The following is a 26,384-nucleotide window of genomic DNA, read 5'->3' on the forward strand; positions in this document are numbered from 1 at the left end:
ATGAACACCAAAGCTCCCCCCGTCGCCCTGCCCGCTTATGACCGTGCCAGCCTCACCCCCGGCATCGTCCATATCGGTCTGGGCAACTTTCACCGCGCGCATATGGCGGTGTATCTGGACGACCTGATGACCATGGGGCTGGCGCAGGATTGGGCCATTCTGGGCGCCGGGGTGCGGGAGGGCGATGCCCGGATGCGCGATGCGATGCTGGCTCAGGATTGTCTGTCGACGATCATCGAGCTTGACCCAAAGGGCAGAACCGCCCGCCGTGTCGGCGCAATGACCGGCTTTGTCGCGGTGCAACCCGACAATGCCGCGCTGATCGCCGCGATGACCGACCCCGCCATCCGCATTGTCAGCCTGACCGTGACCGAAGGCGGCTATTTCATCAACGCGGCAACCGGCCAGTTCGACCCTGACGCCGCCGAAATCGCCCATGACGCCGCCCATCCGCAAACCCCGAAGACCGCGTTCGGCGCAATCCTCGCCGCGCTCAGCGTGCGCAAAGCGGCGGGCATCGCCCCCTTTACGGTGATGTCCTGTGATAACCTGCCCGGCAATGGGCACGTGACACAAACGGCCATCACCGGCCTTGCCCGCCTGTCTGACCCCGCCTTTGCCGATTGGGTTCAGACCAGTGTCGCCTTTCCCAACGGTATGGTCGACCGCATCACCCCCGCCACCGGCCCGCGTGAACGCGCGATGGCGGCGGAGTTCGGTCTTGGCGATGACCCGGTTCCGGTGACCTGCGAACCGTTTCGCCAATGGGTGCTGGAAGATCACTTCCCGACGGGCCGCCCCGCTCTGGAACGGGTCGGCGTGACCTTTACCAACGATGTGCACGCCTATGAGGCGATGAAGATCCGTATCCTGAACGGCGGCCATGCCACCATCGCCTATCCCGGCGGGCTGATGGATATTGAATACGTGCATGAAGCGATGGCCCATCCGCTGATCAGCGGATTTCTCGACAAGGTAGAGCGCGAAGAGATCATTCCTTACGTCGCGCCGGTGCCCGATACCGATCTGGGCGCTTACTACGCGCTGATCCGCCAGCGGTTCAGCAACCCCGAGGTGGCCGATACCGAACGCCGCCTGTGTTTTGACGGATCGAACCGGCAGCCCAAGTTCATCATCCCGTCGCTGCGCGATGCCCTTGCGGCGGGGGGCAAGATTGACGGGCTGGCGCTGGTATCAGCGTTGTGGTGCCGGTACTGCGCGGGCACGACCGACAGTGGCGCGGTGACCGATCCGAATGATCCCGAGTGGGAGACCCTGCAAAATCTGGCGCGGGCGGCCAAGGCTGACCCATCGGTATGGACCCGGCAAAAGGCGATTTATGGCGACACCGGCCAAGACCCCCGTTTTGCCACCGCCTTTGCCGCCGCGCTGACGGCACTGTGGACGGATGGCACCGAGAAAACCCTGTCGCGCTATCTGGGCGGCTGACCCTGCCAGTCGGAAAAGCCGAAGGCCACGTAGTCGCGCGCATAAGCCTCGCGCGCGGCGCTCTCAACCTCGGCGTCGTAGACTGCTGCCAATGGGGTGAACCCATGGGCAGGCGCAGGCGGCACTGCGGGGGCCTGTTGCCCGACCTCGGCCGCCAGAAAGGCAAGCCCCTCTGCCAGACGCTCCTCCCGCAGCACGATATCCGGGCCCTGAAACGTGGCAAAGCCCTGCAGCAACGCCGCCTGACTGGCCCAATACGCATCGACACGGGCGCTGGTCTGGCCCGACAGGTTCAGCTTGATCCACTTCAGAAAGCCGATGAACCCGGCCCGATGCGACGCCGCATCGGCATAATCCGTGCCCGCTGCCGGCAGCTCCAGCTTGTGGATCTTGACCAGCTGCTCGCGGATCTGCGCGAACCCTCCGGTCAGGATCTGCGCGCAAAAGGCGTCATGCGCCCGCGCCACCGGATGACGCAGAACGGTAAACGACCGATGACCCACCCGCGCCTTCTTCCACTGGCGCAGCGACTTTTGCGTAAAGTCGCTCTCAACCACGCCAAAGCGTTGGAGCCAGTCGCTTACCTGCGCCACCGGGCCACCCCGGACCGGCATATAAAGCAAGCCTGCCGTGCGCGCGGCAATGAACTGCGGCACCATCGGCGCGCGGCGGGGCTCAAAATTCGGGGTCCGCGCCAGATTGAACCGGTCAAGCCGGGCTAGCCCCCGGTCCATCTCCTCGGGGTTCAGCACCTTTTGCGCGATCTCTTCCGGGTTTTGCTTTTTCAGACTGCCATCTAAGCTTGCCAGCGCCTCTGCCCCCAGAAAGGCCGCCAGCCCGTTCAGCACCTCCAGATCATTGATGTCGTCGTAATCAATGTAAAACGCAGTCTGACCGCTGACCTGCAAGGCGTGCATCAGCTGCACCTGAAACGCCTGCAACGAGGCGACATGCGCCTCAAACTCCGTCGCGTCAAAGCGGACCTGCGCGGTTTTCAGGTTCTTCGCATTGGTCAGCTTCCACTGCCCGGTCTGCTGCGCGATTTTCCAGCTGACATAGCTTTCAACCGGGTTGCGGGTCAGGATGATTTTCGCACAGCGCGGATCATCCAGAACCGGCCGCAAGACGCGCGGGTCATGATCGTGAAAATAGCGAAAGCCCGCCAGCCCCGCAGTCTGCGCCCGCATCGCCCGGATCAGCGCCATCGGATCCGCCTCACGGTCGGCCAAAGCGTATCCGAACAGGCTCAGCTGATCTTTCTTGCCGATGAAATACGGGTTGAACATCTCTCCGTGGCAGGTGACACCGGGCATTGCATTCAGGTTGGATTCGAGAAAATTCGACCCCGTCCGCATTTCCGCGAACATCACGAAACTGTCAAACCGTCTGGACACTCATTTCACCAGATAGGGGCGCCCGCGGCGCGTGGATTTGGGGGTCGGGTCATCGCCAACGGGAAAGTCGCCCATCAGCACCGGCTGCATTCCCTGATTGCGCAGGTTTTGCAGAAACTGGCCAAATCCGGTCAGGTCGGCCATGCGCGGCGCCTCGGTCAGCCGCCGCCCCTGGCGCGGCCCGATCTCGTCAATGATGGTCTGCAACGGCTCCATCGGGTTTTCGATGAAATCCGCCAGCGACCAGACCCGCACCCGCGCCTTGGTATAGGGCGAGCGCAGGACATTCAGAAACTCCTGCTCGATCTTTTGCAGCCGCGCCGCCTCGCGCCGGATATCGCCGAAGTTCTGGTTGGAATGGAACAGGGGCACCGCCCACCCGCCCGAGATCACCGAAATCTGCGCATTGCCGTCCAGCGTCAGGAACCAGTTCAGTTCCTGGGTATCCGCCGGGCCGAACTGAAAGCACTGGCGTTCGCCCCGCGTGTTCCAGATCAGGCTGGTCAGAAAACTTTTGGGGTTATAGTCGCGCACCTTTGCACTGTCGCACAAAGCGCCGTTATAGACCGTTTCCCCACCAGCGAAATGCACACGGTCCGGCGCAAACAAATGGCCATGAACCCGGGTTCCGCTGGCCTTTGACAGCCAGATTTCAAAATTCTCGAACACATCGGCAAAGCCGCAGAACACCGAATACGGCCCGGCCGTGCGCCCGTTTTCAAAGTTCTCATTCGGAAACCGGCTTTGCATGTACAGGCCCGGCCGCCCCTTTGTCCGCCGTTCCACCGCTTTGGCGAACAGCCGGTCAATCTTGCCGGGGTTGGGCTCGGCGGCGGCTTGCCGGCTGCGGTCATCTGACAGAAAAGCGGCATAAAGCTTGACCGCATCGGGCCAGATCTTGCGAGCGACAAAGCAATCGGACCGCCGCAAGAGCTGCAGGTGATCGTCGTAAAAGATGTGCGGCTTGCCCTGAAAATCGAACTTTGACAGCGTCAGCGACCGGCTTTCCACCGTGCTGGAGACCTGACGCACCAGAGTCTGAAAATAGCTTTCGTCGGGGATCCAGACCTTTTGGAAGTAGCGGTCAATCTTGTCCCGCTCGGGGTGTTCCAGAATCGCCGACAGGGTCTGCCGGGTCAGACACCACCACTGGCTGCCCAGATGCGGCACCAGTTCGGCAGGGATCTTGCGCCGAAAACCCACCATGCGCTGCAGTTTGACATAGGTATCAAACCACCACTTCTGTTTGCGCCAGCTGAACGGAAAGCGCAGCGTGAACCGCTCAAAATCCAAGCCCCCGATGGTCCAGCCGACATCTTCAGTGGTGACGCTTTCGATGAAATCGGTCTTGGGCCGCTCATCCAGATAGGCGCGCAGCTCTTCGACCGGGCGCAGGGGCAGGCACGACCCGGAGGCAAGGTAGACGTGGCGCACCTGCGGAAAATCGCGCAGCATGACCGTAGCGGCTTCCTGGCTGGCGGCAACAATGCCCCACGTGCCCCATTCACAGGCATGGCGGCCAGAAAACCGCACATTGGACAGATCGGCCAGATCTGCGACCAGTTGGCTATAGCGCTTTGCCGCGACCCGGCGATCAACGTGAATGACAACGGGGCACTCCCGCACGGCCCAGTGGCGCGCAACCTGAGCAGCGCGATCCAGCGCCGTGTGGCACAGCATCACAAAGCCGACGGTCATGCCCCGCAACCCCTCATGCCCAGTTTCCCTTGGACATCAGACCCAAAATCTCCAGCTGACGCCAATTGATATATTTCTCGCTCCACTTGCACCACAGCTCGGGGTGGTTGGACAGCCCCTCCTGATAGGCCTTGTATTCCGCACTTGCGGCATAATGTTGGCCGCGCGTCAGCTCTTCCGCCGCTTTGGCGGCGAATGTGTCGAGAAATTTGGCATGCAGCAGCACGCCCGAGGCCTTTTCGCCACCCCATTCATCAAAGGCAAGGTTCAGCCCGCGAGGCAGCATCATATGGGTCGAGCTGATATAGGCATAAGAGCGATGCCATTTCACCAGCGGAATCTTGTTGAGCGCCGGGGCTTTTTTCGGTGTCCCGTCGAAAAAGATGCGCGTCCGCGGGCCGCCCTGAATCCACAGATTGCCATAGGCGCGGTTGCGGCTGATCTGATAATTGCCGCTGTCAAACCACTGCGCAATCTCGAACGGGTCCTGCCCTTCACGATACGCCTGATCAACGATCGGCCCTTTGGGATACATATCCAGCAGCATCGCCGCAAACGTGCGGATCTGTGTGGTATCCAGCCAGTCGGTCAGCGCCCGGATCGGCCGGGTTTCGCAGAACGGGTAAACAAAAAACTCATCCGGGTCGACCGTCAGGCACCAGTGGCCGTGACCATAGCGGCGCAGCAGATGGCTGATCCAGTCCATCCCGAACCGGCTTTTCTTGTAGCTCGCCCCGGTTTGCCAGAGCGACACATCGGGCTGATCACGCAGATACTCCAGCGAGCCATCGGTGGAGCCATTGTCGACCACGAAAAAGTGGTTCACGCCCAGATCACGGTAGTAGCGCAGAAAATAGGGCAGCCGGATTTTTTCGTTGCGCAGGGTGGTAAAGGCAAAGATCGCATCTTCGGCTTGCCCGGCAGAGCGGTCTGCCACCAGCGTCATATCACGCCGGCTGAGCCACGCGCGGATAAGCAAGCGCCTGCGGTGCCAACGTAGCCGATATGACGACAGCAAACCCAAGATCTAGACCCGTTCCCTGACTACATCGAAGATCACAACAGCAAGCGCGGGTTAAAGAAGGCTGACCGCGCGTGTCGGCTTCCCCTCATTTGCCCGCATTCTGCTCTCCACGCTAGCTAATTGATGCCAATCAGTAAACAATTTCACCTCGCTGGCATGCGCGGGCCACGGTGCCTGCGCGTCAGATCCAGCCACCGCGTGACATCAGACCCAGCGACTCCAGCCGTCGCCACCCGGTCAGACGCTCCGAGCTGGGGCAGCGCAAGACCGGGTCGGCGATGACGGTATCATAGTACCCTTCATACAAGGCAGAATTGGCGAAATGCTGACGGCGGGTCTTTTCCTCGGCTGATTTGGTGATGATCTCGGGCAGGAATTTCGTGTGCAGCAACAGCCCCGAAATCTGCTCGCCCCCATCCGTGGCATAGACCGCGTTCATCCGGGGCGGCAGCATGGAATGGGTGGAGTTGACATAGGCAAAGCGCCGGTCCCACCGCACAAGGGGGATCTTGTTGAGCGTTGGCGCGCGGCGTGGGTCATCCGCAAAGAACAGGCGCGCACGCGGGCCGCCCTGTATCCACAGATTGCCCATACGCTCTTGCACCTGCACCACGTAATTGCCGGGATCAAACCAACGCAACACCGACAGCGGATCATCACCGGGCGCAATCCGGGCCTGTGACAGCGCATCATCGGGGTAAAGGTCCAGCATCATCGTGCCCAACGCCGCCAACCCCTGATCCTCCAGCCAGCGGGTCAGGGCGGGCAATGTACGGGTTTCCCAATAGGGGTAGATCAGCAGTTCATCGGCATCCAGTGTCAGGCACCAATGGCCATGACCGTACCGCATCTGCAGCCAGGTTACCCAGTCAATCCCGAAACGCGACAGTTTGTAACTGGCCTTTGTGTGCCAAAGCGACACATCCGGCTGGGCGGCCAGATAATCGGCCGTGCCGTCATCACTGTCATTGTCCACGATCAGAAAATGATCAACGCCAAGCTTGCGGTGATGATCCAGAAAATACGGCAACCGCAACGACTCGTTGCGGACCGTCATGAAACACAGAATGTCACCGGGTTGGATGGTTCCGCTGCGGTCTGTCACCACCCGCAGCGCGCGACGGCTGCGAAAGGATCGCCACAGATGTCGCCTGCGCCTCAGGCGCAGGCCATAGGCCCGCCCAGCCGCAGACAAAAGCGCCAACAGCGTCTGGACAGGGCCTCTCACGTGGGCAGCCTTATTGAGCGGCCTTCTGAAGTGCGACCATATCATTCAGATAGGCCCCGAATTCTTCGCGCAGATCCGGGCGCGCCAGACCAAAGGCGACGGTAGCCTGCAGGAATCCGGCCTTTGACCCGCAATCGTAACGCTGGCCGCGGAAGCGATAGCCGTAGACCTTGGTCTTGCCGATTTCCTCGGCAATCGCATCGGTCAGCTGAATCTCTCCGCCGACGCCCTGCTTGATCTTGTTCAGGTTGGTCAACACGTCCGGCGACAGGATATAGCGCCCGATTACCGCCAGATTCGACGGCGCGGTGCCCATCGGCGGTTTTTCCACCAACCCCTTGGCCTCGACGATCGAGCCCATGTCGTTGCCAATATCCAGAACGCCATAAGACGAGGCCTTTTCGGGGGCCACTTCCATCGCCGCCACCATGTTGCCGCCTGTTTCGGCATAAGCCTCGATCATCTGCTGCAAACAGGGTTTTTCAGCTGCGATCACGTCATCAGGCAGCAGCACGGCAAACGGCTCATTGCCGATCAGCCGCCGCGCACACCAGACCGCGTGACCCAGGCCCTGCGGCCGGTTCTGGCGGATATAGGCAATCGCGCCACTGTCCATGTTGGTGTCTTTCAGCACCTCCAGCAACTGGTCCTTGCCCGCTTTGCGCAGAGCCGATTCCAGTTCGGGGGCGACATCGAAATAATCTTCCAGCGCGGATTTTCCGCGGCTGGTCACAAAAATGAATTCCTTGATCCCCGCCGCCCGCGCTTCGTCGATCGCGTACTGGATCAGCGGACGGTCTACCAAGGTCATGATCTCTTTCGGGATCGACTTGGTTGCGGGCAAAAATCGTGTCCCAAGACCAGCGACCGGAAAGACCGCTTTCGAAACCTTCTTGTGCTTCATTCCACTCACTCTATTTTTTTGGCCCGTTGTGCCAACGGCCCGTTTAAAACTTTATACAACAAACAATGTTCCAAAGAATGGCAAAACTATGATCAGTTGACCCTATCGGCGCTCTGACGCCGAACGGATCAACCTGATCCTATGCGCTCGCCCCGTCTTTGTGCAACACCACGCCGGGAGCATAGGCGATAAAGAACGGATTGTCCCAGCCAGGCTTGCCGTAGGCCAGTGGCGCATGGTCATCGAACCGCACGACATGCCCGCCCGCGCCGCGCAGAACGGCATCTCCGGCAGCGGTGTCCCATTCCATGGTGCGGCCCAGCCGGGGGTAAAGATCGGCCTCGCCGGTGGCGACCAGACAGAATTTCAGGCTGCTGCCCGCGCTGGTCATGTCCCTGACGCTGTAGCGCGCGATATAGGCGTCGGTGGCCGCATCCCGATGCGACTTTGACGCCACCACCATCAGAGCTGCATTGTCCGGCGTCGCCACCGAAAGCGGCGTCAGCGCACCAGCCACGTCCTTGGCAAACGGCCCGGCCTCTTCAACCGCCTGACCGTCGGGCTGCGTGTAGAACAGCCGGCCCTTGGCGGGCGCATAGACCACGCCGCGCAACGGCACACCATTTTCGACATAGGCAATATTCACCGTAAAGTCGCCACGCCGCTGCACAAATTCCTTGGTGCCGTCCAGCGGATCGACGATCAGAAACGTGCTTGCGCTCAGGCTATGGCTGTCGGCCTGCTCTTCGGTGATCAGCGTCACATCAGGATAGGCTGCCCGCAATCCGGCCGAGATAATGGCATCTGCCGCCTCATCCGCCTCTGTCACCGGGCTGGCATCGCTTTTCGATTTCACGTCGAAATCCGGGCCCTCATAGACGGCCATGATCTTGTCACCCGCCTCCAGTGCCAGACGCCGCATCAGCTGTGTCAGGTGGTCAAAATCCACATCCGCCTCCAATTTCATGCCGGCCTGGGCACGACAGTTGCTTAAAGATCAAGCTGGCCTTATCATTGCCGCAAAGGAAACATCAAGATTTCCTGTGGTATGGTAATGGGTTCCCGCCGAAACCCTCAAGAGGACTGGGCAGAAATGTTCCGACCCGTGGTCAGAAAGTCATCGGCGCGCAGCGCATTGGCGATGCTTGAGCTGATTTTTCATGCCACCGTCCGGTCAATCCGGCGGACCCATGGCAATGCTGTCATCGGCCTTTTGCTGAACATCATGCAGACCGTCCTGCTGGTGGTCGTGTTTTATGTGATGTTCGACCTGCTGGGGCTGCGCGGAAATGCCGTTCGCGGCGATTTTCTGCTGTATGTGATGTCAGGCATTTTCATGTTCATGACCCATACAAAGGCGATGGGGGCCGTTGTCGGCTCTGATGGTCCGACTTCGGCGATGATGAAACACTCGCCGATGAACCCGATCATCGCCATTGCCGCCGCTGCCCTTGGCTGTCTTTACACCCAGATCCTGTCAGCCGGGGTTGTGCTGTTCATCTATCATGCCGCCTTTACCCCGATCACCATTTTCGACCCCGTCGGCACCTTTGCCATGTTGTTGCTGGCCTGGGGCACAGGCGTGGCCATCGGAATGGTGTTCAAGGCCGCCTTGCCATGGCAGCCCGAATTTTTCGGGATCCTCTCGACGATTTACCAGCGGGCAAACATGATTGCGTCCGGCAAGATGTTTCTTGCCAACGCGATGCCCACCTACATTCTGGCCTATTTCGACTGGAACCCGCTGTTCCATGTGATTGATCAGGCCCGCGGCTTCATCTTTCTCAACTACAACCCGCATTACAGTTCAATCCGGTATCCGGTGACGATCATGATCATCTGCGTGGTGATCGGCCTGATGGGTGAGTTTTTCACCCGCAAACACGCATCCAGCAGTTGGGGGGCCAAACGATGACCCGCGGTTTCGCGTTTTTCCTGATGGCACTTTGGCCCACCCTGGCCTTTGGTCAGACCCTTCCGGCCAGCTATTCGGTCAAGGGGGTGGCGGCCAGTGATGTGCTGAACATCCGCGCCGAACCATCGTCCAAGGCAGACATCATGGGTGAAATCGGCCCCTATGGCCTTAACATAGAGGTGCTGGCGCTGTCCCCTGATGGCAAGTGGGGCAAGGTCGGGGTGCCCGAGGGCAATGGCTGGGTGTCGATGGCCTATCTAGACCCGACCGAACCGATGGACCCCACTCTGGTGCCGCGCCCGCTGTCTTGCATGGGGACAGAGCCGTTCTGGTCGGTCAGCCTCTATCCGCGCGGGGCCGAGTATAACTCACCCGATACCGGGGCGGTGCCGATGGCGGTCACGCATGAAGCGGTAGCGGCACAAGGGTTTCTGATCCAGCTGGAAGAGGGGCCGACACTGAACCGCACGCTGATCGTCGCGCGCGCGGCCTGTTCCGACGGCATGTCTGACCGGGCCTTCGGCTTTGCCACCCGCATGTTCACCGAGGCCCCCGATGGCAATGACGTGCTGCACGGGTGCTGCACGCTGGATCACCGCTAGTACTTGCGGGCACACAGCCCCTGTCGGTTTGACCGCCTGATAACAGACCTTTGAAGAGCTTCTGCACACCGCATCTGTGGCCCTGACAGGCCCGCAAAGGCCACGCATGTGAAAAATTCGCAACACAGGGCGCAGTGACCCTGTTGCAGCCAAAATGACCGCCACCTATATACAGCACGCAACGGTAACCCGGGATGAACCGGTTTCACCGCACGCTCCATGGGCAAGGGTGCCGCATCGGGCCCGCGCCAAGACCATCGCCTGTAGAAAGGGATCAAAACATGGCCAAAGTCATCGGTATCGACCTTGGAACAACCAACTCCTGCGTCGCCATCATGGATGGGTCGCAACCTCGTGTGATTGAGAACTCCGAAGGCGCGCGCACCACGCCGTCGATCGTCGCGTTCACCGAAACGGAACGCCTCGTGGGTCAGGCCGCCAAACGGCAGGCCGTCACCAACGCCAGCAACACCATTTTTGCGGTCAAACGCCTGATTGGCCGCCGCTTTGACGATCCGGTGATCCTCAAAGACCAGAAGAACATGCCGTACAAGGTCGTGAACGGCGGCAATGGCGACGCATGGGTCGAAGTGCGCGGCGAAAAGTATTCGCCCAGCCAGGTCTCGGCCATCATCCTGCAAAAGATGAAGGAAACCGCCGAGTCCTACCTTGGCGAAACCGTGACGCAGGCCGTCATCACCGTCCCCGCCTATTTCAACGACGCCCAGCGTCAGGCCACCAAAGACGCGGGCAAGATCGCCGGGTTGGAGGTGCTGCGCATCATCAACGAACCGACCGCGGCCGCACTGGCTTACGGCCTGGACAAGAAAGAAACCAAAACCATCGCGGTCTATGACCTTGGTGGCGGTACGTTCGACATCACCATTCTGGAGATTGACGACGGCCTGTTCGAAGTGAAATCCACCAACGGCGACACCTTCCTTGGCGGTGAAGACTTTGACATGCGCATCGTCAACTACCTCGCCGACGAGTTCAAAAAAGAACACGGCGTTGACCTGACGCTCGACAAGATGGCCCTGCAGCGCCTGAAAGAAGCCGCTGAAAAGGCCAAGATCGAACTGTCGTCGTCGTCGCAGACCGAAATCAACCAGCCGTTCATCTCGATGGACAAGAATACCGGCCAGCCGCTGCACCTTGTGGTCAAGCTGACCCGTGCGAAACTGGAATCGCTGGTCGATGATCTGGTCAAACGCTCGATGAAACCGTGCAAGGACGCGCTCAAAGACGCGGGCCTGTCGGTTGGCGACATCGACGAGGTGGTTCTGGTCGGCGGTATGACCCGTATGCCCCGCGTGATCGAAGAAGTGACCAAGTTCTTTGGCAAAGAGCCGAACAAGGGCGTGAACCCTGATGAAGTCGTCGCCGCTGGTGCTGCGATTCAGGCCGGCGTTCTGCAAGGCGATGTCAAGGACGTGGTCCTATTGGACGTGACTCCGCTTTCGCTGGGCATCGAAACCCTCGGCGGCGTGTTCACCCGTCTGATTGACCGCAATACCACGATCCCGACCAAGAAGTCGCAGATCTTCTCGACCGCCGAAGACAACCAGAACGCCGTGACGATCCGGGTGTTCCAGGGCGAACGCGAAATGGCCGCAGACAACAAGATGCTGGGCCAGTTCAACCTTGAAAACATCCCGCCCGCCCCGCGCGGTCTGCCGCAGATCGAGGTGACCTTCGACATCGACGCCAACGGCATCGTGTCGGTGAAAGCCAAGGACAAAGGCACCAACAAGGAACAGGCGATCACCATTCAGGCCTCGGGCGGCCTGTCGGATGAGGACATCGAAAAGATGGTCCGCGACGCCGAAGCCAATGCCGAAGCCGACAAGGAACGCCGCGAACTGGTGGAAACCCGCAACCAGGGCGAAAGCCTGCTGCATTCGACGCAGAAGTCGATCAAAGAGCATGCTGACAAGGTTGACCCCACCACGGTCGAGGCGATCGAACTTGCCATGCAGCCGCTTGAAGAGGCCCTGAAAGGCGACGACGCGGGCAAGATCCGCTCGGGCATTCAGAACCTGACCGAAGCCGCGATGAAACTGGGCGAGGCGATCTACAAAGCCACCCAGACCGAGGGCGAAGGGGCCGATCCGGACCGTCCGCGTGATGTTGACGAAGACATCGTAGACGCTGACTTCGAGGATCTGGGCGAAAACAAGCGGAAGTAAGACCGCACGACACGGAAGAGGGGGCGGTCTGGCAACGGGCCGCCCCTGTCCGGTTCGGGAAAGGGGTTCATTCCCATGGCAAAACGCGACTTTTACGATGTTCTGGGCGTGCCCAAAGGCTCTACGGCGGAGGATTTGAAAAAAGCCTACCGCTCAAAAGCCAAAGAGCTGCACCCGGATCGCAACTCTGACAACCCCAACGCCGAAGCCCAGTTCAAAGAGGTGAACGAGGCTTATGAGGTGTTGAAAGACGCCGACAAAAAGGCGGCCTATGACCGCTATGGCCATGCAGCCTTTGAGGGCGGCATGGGAGGCGGGCGCGGCGGGCATCCGGGTGCCGGTGGCAATGGCGACTTTGCCTCGGCCTTTTCGGATGTGTTCGAAGACCTGTTCGGCGATTTCATGGGCGGTCGCGGCGGCGGTGGCGGCCGGTCCCGTGCGCAGCGCGGGTCTGACCTGCGCTACAACCTGCGCATCTCGCTGGAAGAGGCGTTCAAGGGCATTCAGAAAACCATCAACGTGCCCACCTCTACCGTCTGCGAAATCTGTCGCGGCACCGGCGCCGAAGGCGGGGCCGAGCCCACCACCTGCCCCACCTGTTCAGGCATGGGCAAGGTCCGGGCACAGCAGGGCTTTTTCACCGTCGAACGCACCTGCCCCACCTGTAACGGTATGGGCCAGATCATCAAGAACCCCTGCCGCGCCTGTGGCGGTCAGGGCCGGGTGGAAAAAGAGCGCGCCCTGTCGGTCAACATCCCCGCCGGGGTGGAAACCGGAACCCGCATCCGTCTGGCGGGTGAGGGGGAGGCGGGCCTGCGTGGCGGGCCGTCGGGGGATCTCTATATCTTCATTGAGGTCCGCGAACACGCCCTGTTCCAACGCGACGGCGCGCATCTGTTCTGCCGCGTCCCGGTCAGCATGACCACAGCCGCCATCGGTGGCGAGGTCGAGGTGCCCACAATCGACGGCGGCCGCAGCCGGGTCAAGGTGCCCGCCGGGGCGCAATCCGGCAAGCAGCTGCGCCTGCGGTCAAAGGGCATGCCCGCCCTGCGCGGTGGCGGCGTTGGCGACATGCTGATCGAGCTGGCGGTGGAAACCCCGGTGAACCTGACCACGCGGCAAAAAGAACTGCTGCGCGAGTTTGAAAAGCTGTCCGAAGAAAACAACCCCGAGGGGTCGTCGTTCTTTTCCAAAGTCAAAGGCTTCTGGGATGGCATGAAAAGCTGACCAGGACTTCGCAAAGCGAAGTCACTTACCGCAAAGCGGACTTCAACGCGTCAGACCCCGCCGGGCAACCGGTGGGGTTTTTCTTTGCCCGCAACGCATCGCCGGCGCATCAACGTCATGACGTAGACCATACATCCGCCCTACATGAAGCAGACACGCATCTTACCTCCAATTCCGCGCTCCTCCCGGCCCCCGCCACGCCGCCATTAACGCTTGGTTTACCAACCAATGCCAGGCTGCCCCTCATGGCAAAGCGCGGCTTTCAAGATGGCACCCTCCCCCTCTTCACCCCGACAGGGGATGAGGATGAAGCCGCGCCGACACCCCTGCCGCAAAAGCTGCCCTCCTACATCGCCGACCACCGCAAACGCCTGCGCGACCGCTTCATGGCCGGTGGCGGCGCGTCGATGCCGGACTATGAACTGTTGGAACTTCTGCTGTTCCGCGCCATTCCCCGGCAAGATGTGAAACCCCTCGCAAGGGCGCTGATCGACACATTCGGCGACCTGAACCGGGTGATCACAGCGCCGGTTGCGCGGCTACTAGCGGTCAAAGGTGTAGGCGAAGCCGTTGTTTGTGAGCTGAAATTGTTTGAATCCGTCTCACAGCGCATGATGCGGGCACGGGTCATGCACAAACCCGTCCTCACCTCATGGGATGCCTTGCTCGACTACTGTCACACCACCATGGCGCACCGCGAAACCGAACAGTTCCGCATCCTGTTTCTTGATCGCAAAAACACCCTGATTGCTGATGAGGAACAGGCCAAAGGCACCGTCGATCACGTCCCGGTCTACCCGCGCGAGGTGGTGAAACGCGCGCTGGAACTGAACGCATCGGCGCTGATTCTTGTGCACAACCACCCGTCTGGCGACCCGACACCCAGTCAGGCCGACATCAGCATGACCCACCAGATTATTGATGCGTGTCAGGTACTTGGCATCACTTTGCACGATCACCTGATCATCGGAAAAAGCCGTGAGATCAGTTTCCGGTCGGGCGGTTACCTGTAAACACCGGCTTCATCCACACCTCTACCCGCCGGTTCAGGCGCCGCCCCGCGCCGGTCTCATCACAGGCCATCGGCATCGCCTCGCCAAAGGCAATCACCTCGGGCAGGTCGCCCTCTGCCACCCCCGCCAGCGCCAGCCCCGCCCGCAGCCCTTCTGCGCGCGACTGGCTGAGCGCCAGGTTGGTTTCAGCGGGTCCCGACCCGTCAGAAAACCCTGCCAGAACAATAGCCTGATCCCGGAACACCCCCACCTCGATCAACCGCGCCAGATCCTCCAGATTGTCACGTGAATGCGCGTCCAGCTGGCTTGACCCATCCTGAAACCGGAAGGTCAGCGACAGACGATCCGCACCATCCATCGCATCGGCAAGGCGTTTGAGGTCGGCCAGAGTCGTTTCTTCCCCCGCGCCCTGAATGGCGTTGATCAGGCGCAACCCATCACCGGTCAGCGGCTGACGTTCCGGCTGGCGATCAATCCAGCCGGCACTTGCCACCACGGCCTGCGCCTGCGGGGTTTCCAGAAACGTCAGAAACTCACGTACAAACAAGGGCATACGGCGCTTCGGCGTCAGCAGAAAGATCGGCAGCGACAGGGGATAATCTTCGGCCTTTACCGCCAGAGCCGACGACAGCAGCGGAAAACCGCAGCTGTCGGTCAGCGGCAAGACCCGCGCCCCCCTGACCCCCGCCCGCACCGTCATCGCCACGGCCCAAGGGTCACGCTGCACCGCAGTGCCCAGTGTGGCAATGTCGTCATGAATGACACTGGCCACCACATCACGCCCCAGCCGCGCCGCAAGGGCGCGCTGCAAGGCCGCGTCTGCTGCCAGCCCATGCAGCACCAAGGGCATGTCAGGGCCGCCAATCTCGGCCCAGTTTGCCACCTCTCCCGCCAGCACACGGGCCAGATCACGGGTGCTGATCTGAGGCAGCGGGTTGTCTGTTGCCACAATCGGCACCATCGCATCCAGCGCCAGAACACGCGAGCCCATATCCGGCTCTGTCGCAGCGGCAAGGATCATCTCGGCCCCTCCGGCCAGCAGCTCTGCCCGCGCCCGATCAGGCGCAGCAGCACCAAAACTGATATCTGCCAAGGGCTTGCCACTGTGTGGATCGCTTACAATTGCGCTGTAGCCGTCCTGCCCGGTCTCGGCATAGGTCAGGCCCCGCGCCTCGGCAAAGGCGCGCAGCAGCGGTGGCAGCAGCGACTCGCCCACGCCTGCCAGCCCCACAATCCGCACCCGCGCCCGTGGCGCGGTCAGGTCGGGACAGGCCGGCCCGTCACAGATGACCCCCGCCGCATCGACGGTCAGCAGGCCATAGGCACTGTCGATCCGATAAAATTCGCCATCATAGCCTTGCAGCATGCCGGAAATCTCCAGCCCGCCTTCACGGGCGGACAGGGTAACGTCCTGCGCCCCGGCAACCGAAGGGGCAAAAAGCGCGGCGAAAACCGCCGCGCGCCAGAAACCTGCCCGCATAAACCCTGTGCCGCCCCGCTAATTTGCAATGGCCAGTGTCATGTCCTGAAGCAGGTTTTTCAATACCAGAATATCGCCGACAGCGTCACAATCCGGCATCGACAGGGTCAGATCGGTGATTTCGACTGATCCGCCGGTCGCAAGGATGGCTTCCCCCAGAATCTCGCGCCCGCAGGTGTTTTCGGTGACCTCTGCCTCCAGCACCAGTTCGGTCTTTTGGGCCGGGCCAAAGGTATAGACTTCGGCCAGCAAAGGCAGATTGACCGCGCCGTCGCCCAGCAGGGTGACCACACCGCTTTCGCCCGATGTACCTGTGTAGGCCGCCGAAATGTGACCGGGCTGGTTATATCCTGCACCGTTTTCAAAGGCATGAAGCTGAAAGGCATCTGCGTCCTGCCACTGCACGGCAAAGCGTTGAACGCCTGCAAAATCGGGCATCGGCACAGAGGCGCGCACCTTTTCCCCGCCGGTCAGGATGACTTCGACCTCGGCAACGGCGGTCAAGGCGGGCAGCGCGGCGATCAACGCCCCGCTGGCAGAGGTGCGGGCCGTGACGGCAAGGCCAGCATGTTTCAGAACCACGCGCTGATCGGCGTGACACGGCGCCAGAAGCGAAAGACCGATCATCGCATCCGGCTGCGGCAGAAGATCCATCCTGACCGTGCAATCAGGCGGGGGTGCCATGGCCGGGGCAGGCATCGGCTGCGCTTCCTTTACCAGATCTGCCGCCGGATCGGCAGCGGCAAAGCGCTCTGGCGGCGCATCTGTCACCGGTGCAGGCACCTTTACGATCGGGGCCGCGTCGACCGGAAGCGCCGGAGGCTCGATGATGGTGGGTGTCAGGGTAACATCAGCGGGACCAGCGGCAACCGGAACCACATCAGAGACGATCATATCCAGAGGCTCTGCCGTGGCGCGGTCACCAGCTTTTTCCTGCACGTAATGCCCTGCCCCAAGGGCAATGGCACCCGTGGCCACCACCAATGTCAGTTTGCGTTGCAGGATCATCATCGCCTCCACCCATACGGTCAAAGGCTACCATGTCGACAAAACCGGGCCAATCAGTGGCAGATTCAGGGAATGTTGCCTTCATACATGTCAAAAATGGGGCAACCGAAGCTGCCCCACTGAAACTTATAGCCGTTTAAGGTCAGACAAGCCGACCGTGGCAATGCTTGAACTTCTCACCCGAGCCGCACGGGCACAGATCATTGCGGCTTGGATTGCCCCAAGTGCTGGGGTCCGTCTCGTCAAAGCCGGGGCGGCGGCTTGTCGGGGTCACCTCGGTCCCGGCACCGGCGAGGGCGGGTTCAGCCTCTGCCGGAGCGGCTGCGGCGCGCTGTTGCGCCAGAACCTGCGCCATCATCGACTCCTGCTCTTCTTGCGTCAGCGGACGGATCGCCGCGAGCTTTTGCGTGACCTCCTGCCGCAGCGAGTTGAGCAGGGACTCGAACAGGGCAAAGCTTTCGGTCTTGTACTCGTTCAGCGGGTCCCGCTGGGCATAGCCGCGGAAACCGACGACCGAGCGCAAATGCTCCAGGGTCAGCAGGTGTTCGCGCCATTTGCCGTCGATGGATTGCAGCAGGATCTGCTTTTCGATCGAGCGCATGGTGTCTGCGCCAAAAGCTTCGGTCTTGGCGGCCATCGCTGTCGCGGTGGCCTCCTCCAGCCGTTCCTTGATCACTTCCTGATCCACACCCTCTTCTGCCGCCCAATCGGTCAGCGGCACATCGACATTCAGCTTTTCGCGCACAGCCGCGATCAGCCCGTCGACATCCCAGGCATCAGGATAGGTCTTGGGCGGCATGTGCAGGTTGACCAGATCTTCGATCACCTGAACCCGCATATCCTCGGCGATTTCGGCCACATCTTCGGCCTCCATGATCTCCAGCCGCTGGCCAAAGATCGCCTTGCGCTGGTCGTTCATCACATCGTCGAACTTCAGGAGTTGCTTGCGGATGTCAAAGTTGCGGCCTTCGACCTTGGCCTGCGCCCGTTCCAGCGATTTGTTGACCCAAGGGTGAATGATCGCTTCGCCTTCCTTCATGCCCAGCTTGGACAAGACTGCATCGAGCTTTTCCGACCCGAAAATCCGCATCAGATCGTCTTCGAGCGACAAAAAGAACGAGGACCGCCCCGGATCGCCCTGCCGCCCGGACCGGCCGCGCAGCTGGTTGTCGATCCGGCGGGATTCGTGGCGTTCGGTGCCCAGAACGAACAGGCCCCCGGCAGCCAGCACTTTGGCCTTTTCCTCGGCGTGTTCCGCCTCGATGCGCTTGCGCACCTCATCGGGGTTCAGATGCGGGTCGGCGGCGATGGCGGCCATGACCTGCATTTCGATGTTGCCGCCCAGCTGAATATCGGTGCCGCGACCGGCCATGTTGGTGGCGATGGTCACCGCACCAAAGCGGCCTGCATCGGCCACAATCTGCGCCTCTTGCTCGTGCTGGCGGGCGTTGAGCACATTGTGCGGCACGCCTGCCGCCTGCAACAGCCCGGACAGGAACTCGGATTTTTCAATGCTGGTGGTGCCGACAAGGATCGGCTGACCCTTTGCATGCGCCTCTTCAATCGACTTCACCACGCCTTCGTATTTCTCGCGGGCGGTGCGGTAGACCTGATCGTGGTCGTCTTTGCGAGCCACTGGGCGGTTGGTCGGAACTTCGACCACGCCAAGGCCGTAGATTTCCATGAACTCTTCAGCCTCGGTCGCGGCAGTGCCGGTCATCCCGGCCAGTTTGTTGTAGAGGCGGAAGTAGTTCTGGAACGTCACCGACGCCAGAGTCACGTTCTCCGGCTGGATCTGCACACCTTCTTTCGCCTCGATCGCCTGATGCAACCCATCGGACAGGCGGCGGCCGCGCATCATGCGCCCGGTGAATTCGTCGATCAGCATCACCTCGCCGTCGCGCACGATGTACTGCTGGTCCTTGGTGAACAGCTTGTGTGCCCGCAGCGCCTGCGTCACGTGGTGAACGATGGTGGTGCTCTCCGGGTCATACAGGTTCTGCCCGTCGGGCAGGATTCCCGCTTCGCGCACCAGACCTTCGATGAATTCGTTGCCCTCATCGGTATAGGTCACGCTGCGGGTTTTCTCGTCCAGCTTGAAATGCGCGTCGGTCAGTTGCGGGATAAGCGCATCCACCGACATATAAAGCTCGGAGCGGTCCTGCGACGGGCCCGAGATGATCAGCGGCGTGCGCGCCTCATCCACCAGGATCGAGTCAACCTCATCAACGATGGCAAAGAAATGCCCGCGTTGCGACATGTCTTCGATGCTGCCCTTCATATTGTCGCGCAGATAATCGAAACCCAGCTCGTTGTTGGTGGCATAGGTGATGTCGCAGCGATAGGCGGCCTTTTTCTCGGCATCCGGCTGGTAGGGGTAGACCACGCCCGTGGTCATGCCCAATGCGCCGTACACCTTGCTCATCCATTCGGCGTCACGCTTGGCCAGATAGTCGTTGACCGTCACGATATGCACGCCCTTGCCCGCCAGCGCGTTCAGATAAGCGGGGAAGGTCGCCATCAGCGTCTTGCCCTCGCCGGTCTTCATCTCGGCGATGTTGCCCTGATGCAGAAAAATCCCGCCCTTGAGCTGCACGTCAAAGGCGCGCAGGCCAAGCGCCCGCCTTGCCCCTTCGCGGCAGTTGGCAAAGGCCTCTGGCAGCAGCGCATCCAGGCTTTCACCCGATTGCGCACGCTTGGCCAGCGCCTCCGTTTTCTGTTTCAGGCCTTCGTCGCTGAGCGCGGCGAACTCCGGCTCCAGTGCGTTGATCTGCGCGACCAACGGACGAACCGATTTGACCTTGCGGTCATTTGGTGTCCCAAAGACCTTGCGCGTTAGCGAACCCAGACCCAGCATATGTTCTCCGTGGGTATTCCTGACAGGATCGTGTGAGCCAAGGGCCTTGCCCGCCCCCAATGCCTTCCATAGAAAGCCCAAGAAGGCCGGCCGGCCCCGTCGCACGCGACCCCCGCGATTTAAGGGACAGGCCCGCCATAGTCAATGTTTGGCGGGCTCGCAGCCCGATCAGGAGGGTGTGAATATGACGAAAATGACCAGGTTCTTGGCCAGCTGTGCCGTATTGGGCGCGTTGTCGGCGCCCGCGCTTGCCCAGGATACCACTGCCGATACGGTTGTGGCGTCGGTCAATGGCACCGAGATCACCCTTGGCCATATGATCGCCCTGCGCGAAGGCCTGCCGCAGCAGTATCAGGCCCTGCCCGATGATGTGCTGTTCAAAGGCATTCTCGACCAGCTGATCCAGCAGACCGCGCTGGAACAATCCGTGGGTGATCTTGCAAAGCGCGACCAGCTGGCGCTGGAAAATGACCGTCGCGGCTATATCTCTGGCGTGGCGTTGCAGGCGGTCGTGGCCTCTGCAGTGACTGACGAGGCGCTTCAGGCTGCCTATGACGCAAAGTTCAAAGCGCTTGAACCCTCGACCGAGTACAATGCGGCTCATATCCTCGTCGACTCCGAGGAAAAGGCGAACGAGCTGAAAACGCAGCTTGATGGTGGCGCGGATTTTGCCGAACTGGCGCGGGAAAATTCGTCTGACACCGGGTCTGGTGCAAATGGCGGCGATCTGGGCTGGTTCGGCCCCGGTATGATGGTCAAACCGTTTGAAGATGCCGTCATCGCCGCTGAAATCGGCAAGGTCACCGCCCCGGTGAAATCAGATTTCGGCTTTCACCTTATTTTGGTGAAAGAAACCCGTGTTGCTGCAGCCCCTACCCTTGACGAAACCCGCGACGAGCTGGCGGCCGAGATTGAGCGCGCAGCCGTTGACGCGCATATCAAGACCTTGACCGACGCGGCCGAAGTTACCCGGCCCGGAGAAGGGCTTGACCCGACCCTGCTGCGTGATGCAACGCTGCTGGACAAATAGTCCCAGGGGGAAGCCATGGCAAAAACCGATTGGAAGGCCGAAGCAAAGACGCTGAAAAAGCGTCTGCGCAAGCTGAAATCGCAGGTCACCGAAACCGTCTCTGACGTTGCAGAGGGGGTCGGTCATGAGGTGGCAGAGGTTGCGGGCAAGATCAGCGCCAAGCTGAAAGCTGCCAAACCCGTTTCACCACTGGCGCCAAAAGATGGCTTCCCCACCCTTCCCGTGATCAAGGGGGTGGAATTTTCTGCCGCCGAAGCCGGGATCAAATACGCCAACCGCAAGGATGTGATGCTGATCCGCCTTGCCCCCGGCACGGCGATAGCAGGCGTCTTTACCCGGTCTTCCACCCGCTCAGGCTGCGTGCGGGATTGTCAGGACAAGCTGGCGGCCAAGGTGCCTGTCGGGGCCGGTGCGGCAATCATTGTCAACTCTGGCAACTCCAACGCCTTTACCGGCAAGGTCGGTGACAAGGCGGTTGCTGCGGTGACCGGTGGCGTTGCTGCTGCCCTTGAGTTGCCGGCAGAGCGGGTGTTCTCCTCCTCGACCGGGGTGATCGGCGAGCCGCTGCCGCATGACAAGATCACCGCCGTTCTGCCCGATCTGGTCGCCAATCTGCGCGAAGATGCCATTGAAATGGCGGCGCATGCCATGATGACGACCGACACCTTCGCCAAGGGCGCTGCTGCGACCGTGCAGGGCGAGGGCGGCACCATCCATATCGCAGGCATTGCCAAAGGGTCGGGCATGATCGCGCCGGATATGGCGACGATGCTGGTCTACATCTTTACCGATGCCAAAATCTCGCCGGTGATGTTGCAACGCATGCTGTCTCGCAACGTGGATGCGACCTTTAACTCCATCACCGTCGACAGCGACACCTCGACCTCGGACACGCTCTTGCTGGCCGCGACCGGGCAAAGCGATGCTGAGGCGGTCAAGGGCCCGGTGGCCAAGGCGTTCGAGACGGCCTTGCAGGGCGTGATGCAGGATCTGGCACTACAGGTCATCCGTGACGGCGAAGGCGCGACCAAGCTGGTCGAAGTGCGCGTGACAGGTGCCGCGAGCGACGACGACGCAGCCAAGGTTGCCTTTGCCATTGCCAATTCGCCTCTGGTCAAAACCGCCCTCGCTGGCGAAGATCCCAACTGGGGCCGCATCGTTGCGGCGATCGGCAAATCGGGTGCAGAAGCGGACCGCGACCGGCTGACCATCCGCTTTGGCGATGTGCTGGTGGCCCGGAATGGCTGGCGCAACCCGGACTATCTGGAAGAAGACGGTGCCGCCCATTTCAAGCAGGATGAGATTCTGATTCGCGTGGATCTGGGTCTTGGCAAGTCCAGCCGCACGGTCTGGACCTGCGATCTGACCAATCGCTACATCGAGATCAACGCAGATTACCGCTCTTGAAAATCGTCCTTGTTTCGGCTGTTGCCCTGATCGACCCTGACGGCCGCGTGCTTCTGGCACAGCGGCCCGCAGGCAAATCGCTGGCCGGGCTGTGGGAGTTTCCGGGCGGCAAGGTGGAGCCGGGCGAATCGCCCGAGCTCGCCCTGATCCGCGAGCTGAAAGAAGAGCTGGGCATCGACACCTGGAAAAGCTGTCTGGCCCCGCTGACCTTTGCCAGCCACAGCTATGACGATTTCCACCTCCTGATGCCGCTGTTCGCCTGCCGTAAGTGGGAGGGCATCGCTCAGGGCCAGGAAGGTCAGCGACTGGCCTGGGTAAAGGCCGAAAACCTGCGCGATTACCCAATGCCGCCGGCCGATATCCCCCTGATTCCCATTCTGCGCGACTGGCTGTGACCCTCAGTCGTTCGTAAGTTGTCGAAAACTTCGGCAATGCGACATTTTATTAATGGTTTTCTGAAAATTTTGCGTTAATTCTAAAGATGCGGCGCTAATGGGGGATTGGTGGATGCTGAGAACGATCGCTGTCGGAAGTTGTGTTTCCATTCAGGGGCTGCTGGTCAGAACCCTGTCTGATGGGAAACTTGTGATCAAAGTCGATGAAAAGCTGTTTGTGGGGTTTCCCGTAGCACGCTCTTACGCGGCCTGATGTAGACCACCAGTAAATGAAAAAGCCGGGGTTTCCCCCGGCTTTTTCATCTTGCTGTTTCGGAAGATCAGGCCAGCGACCGCTGCACTTCTTCGCGCTCGAAAATCTCGATGACATCGCCGGGGCGGATATCTTCGTAGCGTTCGAACGCCATGCCGCATTCCTGACCCGAGATAACTTCTTTCACCTCGTCCTTGAAGCGCTTCAGCGTCTTCAGCGTGCCCTCGTGGATCACGACAGAATCGCGCAGCAGGCGAACGCCAGCCGAACGGCGTGCCACGCCTTCGGTGACCAGACAGCCAGCCACCTGGCCAACGCCGGTAACCTTGAACACCTCTTTGATCTGCGCATACCCGATAAAGGTTTCGCGCACTTCGGCCTTCAGCAGGCCAGAGGCAGCGGCTTTGATATCATCGACCAGATCATAGATGATCGAGTAATAGCGGATCTCGACACCCTTCTGGTTCGCCGACTGACGGGCCGAGGCATTGGCCCGCACGTTGAACCCGATGATCGGCGCGCCGCTCGCTTCGGCCAGACCCACATCGGTATCGGTGATGGCACCCACACCGTAGTGCAGGATGCGCACGCGCACCTCGTCGTTGCCGATTTTCTCCAGCGCCTGCACGATGGCCTCGGCAGAGCCTTGCACATCGGCCTTGACCAGAACCGGCAGTTCGGCAACCGACTGGTCGGCCTTGGCCTTGGCCATCAGCTGTTCCAGCGTGGTCGCGGCACCGGCGGCAGCGCGTTTGTCTTTGGCGGCTTTCTCGCGGTAATCTGCGATTTCACGCGCCTGCGCTTCGGTTTCCACCACGTTCAGCGTGTCACCCGCCGAAGGCGTACCCGACAGGCCCAGCACTTCGACCGGAACCGACGGCCCGGCTTCCAGCACGGTTTCGCCCTGATCGTTGATCAGCGCCCGGACCTTGCCCCACTGCTCGCCGACGACAAAGATATCGCCTTTGCGCAGCGTGCCGTTCTGCACCAGAACCGTCGCAACCGGGCCACGGCCCACATCCAGCTTGGCTTCGATCACCGCACCAGAGGCCGCCCGCTTTGGGTTGGCCTTCAGCTCAAGGATCTCGGCCTGCAGCGCGATGGCTTCCAGCAGGTTGTCGATGCCCATGCCGGTCTTTGCCGAAAGCTCGACATCCTGCACATCGCCCGACATCGCCTCGACGACAATGTCGTGCTGCAACAGATCGGTCCGCACCTTGGTCGCATCCGCGCCGTGCTTGTCCATCTTGTTGATGGCGACAATCAGCGGCACCTTGGCAGCCTTGGCGTGATGGATCGCCTCGATCGTCTGCGGCATCACGGCATCATCTGCCGCAACCACCAGAATGACGATATCGGTCACACTCGCGCCACGGGCACGCATGCTGGTAAAGGCCGCGTGGCCGGGGGTATCGAGGAACGACACCAGAGCACCACTTGGCGTTTTCACCTGATAGGCACCGATGTGCTGCGTAATGCCACCGGCTTCGCCCGACACCACGTTCGCCTTGCGGATTGCATCCAGAAGCGAGGTTTTGCCGTGGTCGACGTGGCCCATGATCGTGACGATCGCTGGCCGCGACTGCAGATCTTCGTCACGGTCCTTGACCGAGTCGATGACCTGTTCCACATCCGAATCAGACACGCGCACTGCTTTGTGGCCGAATTCCTCGATCACAAGCTCTGCGGTATCGGCGTCGATTGCCTGATTCATGGTGACCATCATGCCCATTTTCATGAGCGATTTCACCACATCCGCCGCGCGTTCTGCCATGCGGTTGGCCAGTTCCGAGATAACAATCGTCTCGGGCAGCTGCACGTCGCGCACCTGCTTTTCGGGCTTCGTTCCAAAGCCCATGGCCTTTTGACGGGCCTTTTCCTGTTTGCGCTTCATCGCAGCAAGGCTGCGGGTACGCCCGCCTTCGCCGTTCAGCGCTGCCGACAGGGTCAGCTTGCCGCCACGGCGGTTGTCGTCGCCCTTGGCTTTGGCGCTGCGTTCGCGCTCTTCGCGCTCGCGGTCGGTCTTGCGCTGCGGCGCAGGTGCAAGCGGAGCCTTTGCGGCAACGCCGCGCGGTCCGGTCGCATCCTGATTGCGATTGGTCGGCGCATCGGCCGGGGCCGGCGTGGCCGGGCCGGGCTTTGCCTCGGCGGGCTTTTCAGCCGACCGCGGACGGGTGCCCAGAACATCGGCCTTGCGTTGCGCTGCCGCTGCGACACGCGCATCGGCTTCGGCACGCGCGGCACGCTCTTCTTCTTCCGCCTTCGCGCGCAGAGCCTCAAGACGCTCACGCTCTTCGCGCTCTTTCGTCTCGATCTCTTCGCGACGGCGCTGACGGTCTTCCTCACGCTGCCGTTCTTCCTCGGCGCGACGTTCGTTGTCCGCAATCTCACGCGCCTTGGCGGCACGCAAAGCGGTCAGGCGACGCTCCATCTCGGCGTCGGAAATCCCTGCGGGCCGTTTGGCCGGATCGCCCAGATTTGGCGACCCTCCGGCCGTGCCTGTTGCTCCGGCTGCGCCCGGCTTTGTGGGAACGACCACGCGCTTGCGCTTCGTTTCAACCACGACGCTTTTCGTCCGGCCGTGGCTGAAGCTTTGCTTCACCTGACCGGAACGAGGTGCGCCACCCAAACCGAGGGGTTTTTTGCCGTCTGTATCGCTCATGCGTCCTTCGTATCCTTCCCGGCGATCATGTCGCCGACCTGCTTGTCCTCTGCCCCACGCAGCCCGACAAGCCTTGCCGCTTCCTCTACAACACGGTTGTTGAGTCCACCAGCCGCAAGCGCGGCGTGTATCGCACGTTCGCGACTGAATGCCAAACCCATTTCCCCCGCTGTAAAGCAGGAAATGAGGGAATCTGGCCCATTTGGCGGTCGAAGCTTTTCTTTCCCGCGTTCAGAACCGTCGCTGGCCTGAATCAGCGTTCGTGCCTGGCCCTTGATGAGCCAGTCTTTCACCTTTTCATAGCCGCAAATCGCGTCTCCGGCTTTGCGTCCCAGTGATATAAGATCAATGACCCGCTGCACCAAGAGCCGCTCGACCAGTTCGGGCAGATCATCCGCCACTTTTACAGGTTGCCGGGCCGCGCGTGAGAAGAGGTTTTTCTTCACGGCCTTGGCCAGCGCCTCACGATCTGCCGAAACATAGATCCCGCGACCCGGAAGCCGCCCCTGAATATCCGGCACAATCACGTCTTCCGGCCCCAGCACAAAGCGGATCAACCCCGCTTTTGGCTGGCTTTCCCCGGAAACGATGCACTTGCGTTCCGGTTCTTCACGCGATGTCTTTTGCCCGCCACGCGTCATGCGCGTTG

At 61.0% G+C, this 26,384-nt stretch carries 20 protein-coding genes; 9 read left to right on the forward strand and 11 right to left on the reverse strand.

The features are described 5' to 3' along the window. Entirely contained in the window at nt 1–1,449 is a 1,449-nt protein-coding gene (locus tag J2X53_RS05075) for a mannitol dehydrogenase family protein (RefSeq protein WP_349036395.1), read from the forward strand. On the opposite strand, the gene J2X53_RS05080 is transcribed toward J2X53_RS05075, so the two are convergent. From J2X53_RS05080 to cysQ, 6 genes are all read right to left on the reverse strand, one after another. Beyond that, nucleotides 1,434–2,843: a nodulation protein NodH gene (locus J2X53_RS05080; RefSeq protein ID WP_349036396.1), complete on the reverse strand. Its 1,410-nt coding sequence runs from the start codon at nt 2,841–2,843 to the stop codon at nt 1,434–1,436. The two genes, J2X53_RS05075 and J2X53_RS05080, sit on opposite strands and share 16 nt — an antisense overlap. After that, nucleotides 2,844–4,541, reverse strand: a complete 1,698-nt coding sequence (locus J2X53_RS05085) for a beta-1,6-N-acetylglucosaminyltransferase (RefSeq protein ID WP_349036397.1) — start codon at nt 4,539–4,541, stop codon at nt 2,844–2,846. Nucleotides 4,542–4,554: 13 nt separating this feature from the next. Continuing rightward, nucleotides 4,555–5,487, reverse strand: a complete 933-nt coding sequence (locus tag J2X53_RS05090) for a glycosyltransferase family 2 protein (RefSeq protein WP_349036398.1) — start codon at nt 5,485–5,487, stop codon at nt 4,555–4,557. A gap of 259 nt (nt 5,488–5,746) precedes the next feature. Next, complete coding sequence (locus J2X53_RS05095; protein WP_349036399.1) at nt 5,747–6,793, reverse strand: glycosyltransferase family 2 protein; 1,047 nt, start codon at nt 6,791–6,793, stop codon at nt 5,747–5,749. Nucleotides 6,794–6,803: 10 nt separating this feature from the next. Next, nucleotides 6,804–7,697, reverse strand: coding sequence for a UTP--glucose-1-phosphate uridylyltransferase GalU (gene galU / locus J2X53_RS05100; protein ID WP_349036400.1), 894 nt, complete (start codon nt 7,695–7,697; stop codon nt 6,804–6,806). 139 nt (nt 7,698–7,836) lie between these two features. Further along, a complete protein-coding gene (gene cysQ / locus J2X53_RS05105; RefSeq protein ID WP_349036844.1) occupies nt 7,837–8,646 on the reverse strand; it encodes a 3'(2'),5'-bisphosphate nucleotidase CysQ in 810 nt (269 codons plus the stop codon). Nucleotides 8,647–8,790: 144 nt separating this feature from the next. On the opposite strand from cysQ, the gene J2X53_RS05110 reads away from it, so the two are divergent. From J2X53_RS05110 to radC, 5 genes are all read left to right on the forward strand, one after another. Beyond that, nucleotides 8,791–9,612 (forward strand): ABC transporter permease, encoded by an 822-nt coding sequence (locus tag J2X53_RS05110; protein WP_349036401.1) that lies wholly within the window; start codon nt 8,791–8,793, stop codon nt 9,610–9,612. Beyond that, nucleotides 9,609–10,214, forward strand: coding sequence for an SH3 domain-containing protein (locus J2X53_RS05115; RefSeq protein WP_349036402.1), 606 nt, complete (start codon nt 9,609–9,611; stop codon nt 10,212–10,214). Before J2X53_RS05110 ends, J2X53_RS05115 begins: the two co-directional genes overlap by 4 nt. A gap of 281 nt (nt 10,215–10,495) precedes the next feature. After that, nucleotides 10,496–12,403: a molecular chaperone DnaK gene (gene dnaK / locus J2X53_RS05120; RefSeq protein WP_349036403.1), complete on the forward strand. Its 1,908-nt coding sequence runs from the start codon at nt 10,496–10,498 to the stop codon at nt 12,401–12,403. A 75-nt stretch (nt 12,404–12,478) separates the two neighbouring features. Next, nucleotides 12,479–13,630 (forward strand): molecular chaperone DnaJ, encoded by a 1,152-nt coding sequence (dnaJ, locus tag J2X53_RS05125; protein ID WP_349036404.1) that lies wholly within the window; start codon nt 12,479–12,481, stop codon nt 13,628–13,630. A gap of 245 nt (nt 13,631–13,875) precedes the next feature. Next, nucleotides 13,876–14,643 carry a DNA repair protein RadC gene (gene radC / locus J2X53_RS05130; protein WP_349036845.1) on the forward strand — a complete coding sequence of 256 codons (768 nt, stop codon included), beginning with the start codon at nt 13,876–13,878 and terminating at the stop codon, nt 14,641–14,643. Here the strand turns inward: radC and J2X53_RS05135 are convergent. The 3 genes from J2X53_RS05135 to secA all read right to left on the reverse strand — a co-directional run bounded on the left by J2X53_RS05135 (nt 14,615) and on the right by secA (nt 19,988). Then, nucleotides 14,615–16,123 (reverse strand): phosphate ABC transporter substrate-binding/OmpA family protein, encoded by a 1,509-nt coding sequence (locus J2X53_RS05135; RefSeq protein WP_349036405.1) that lies wholly within the window; start codon nt 16,121–16,123, stop codon nt 14,615–14,617. The two genes, radC and J2X53_RS05135, sit on opposite strands and share 29 nt — an antisense overlap. Before the next feature lie 18 nt (nt 16,124–16,141). Beyond that, nucleotides 16,142–17,131, reverse strand: coding sequence for a hypothetical protein (locus J2X53_RS05140; protein WP_349036406.1), 990 nt, complete (start codon nt 17,129–17,131; stop codon nt 16,142–16,144). 142 nt (nt 17,132–17,273) lie between these two features. Next, nucleotides 17,274–19,988: a preprotein translocase subunit SecA gene (gene secA, locus J2X53_RS05145; protein ID WP_349036407.1), complete on the reverse strand. Its 2,715-nt coding sequence runs from the start codon at nt 19,986–19,988 to the stop codon at nt 17,274–17,276. Nucleotides 19,989–20,172: 184 nt separating this feature from the next. Between secA and J2X53_RS05150 the strand changes: the two genes are divergently transcribed. Genes J2X53_RS05150 through J2X53_RS05160 form a run of 3 tightly spaced genes read left to right on the forward strand, consistent with a single transcriptional unit; the run spans nt 20,173 to nt 22,820 of the window. Next, complete coding sequence (locus tag J2X53_RS05150) at nt 20,173–21,018, forward strand: peptidylprolyl isomerase (RefSeq protein WP_349036408.1); 846 nt, start codon at nt 20,173–20,175, stop codon at nt 21,016–21,018. A 15-nt stretch (nt 21,019–21,033) separates the two neighbouring features. Next, nucleotides 21,034–22,425: a bifunctional glutamate N-acetyltransferase/amino-acid acetyltransferase ArgJ gene (gene argJ, locus J2X53_RS05155; RefSeq protein ID WP_349036409.1), complete on the forward strand. Its 1,392-nt coding sequence runs from the start codon at nt 21,034–21,036 to the stop codon at nt 22,423–22,425. After that, nucleotides 22,422–22,820: a (deoxy)nucleoside triphosphate pyrophosphohydrolase gene (locus tag J2X53_RS05160; protein ID WP_349036410.1), complete on the forward strand. Its 399-nt coding sequence runs from the start codon at nt 22,422–22,424 to the stop codon at nt 22,818–22,820. The genes argJ and J2X53_RS05160 overlap by 4 nt, the downstream gene beginning before the upstream one ends. Nucleotides 22,821–23,140: 320 nt before the next feature. On the opposite strand, the gene infB is transcribed toward J2X53_RS05160, so the two are convergent. Continuing rightward, nucleotides 23,141–25,735, reverse strand: coding sequence for a translation initiation factor IF-2 (infB, locus tag J2X53_RS05165; protein ID WP_349036411.1), 2,595 nt, complete (start codon nt 25,733–25,735; stop codon nt 23,141–23,143). Beyond that, entirely contained in the window at nt 25,732–26,376 is a 645-nt protein-coding gene (locus J2X53_RS05170) for an RNA-binding protein (RefSeq protein ID WP_349036412.1), read from the reverse strand. The genes infB and J2X53_RS05170 overlap by 4 nt, the downstream gene beginning before the upstream one ends. Nucleotides 26,377–26,384: the final 8 nt, after the last annotated feature.

The sequence above is a fragment of the Pseudotabrizicola sp. 4114 genome (assembly GCF_031457365.1).
In the GTDB taxonomy this organism is placed as follows: domain Bacteria; phylum Pseudomonadota; class Alphaproteobacteria; order Rhodobacterales; family Rhodobacteraceae; genus Pseudotabrizicola.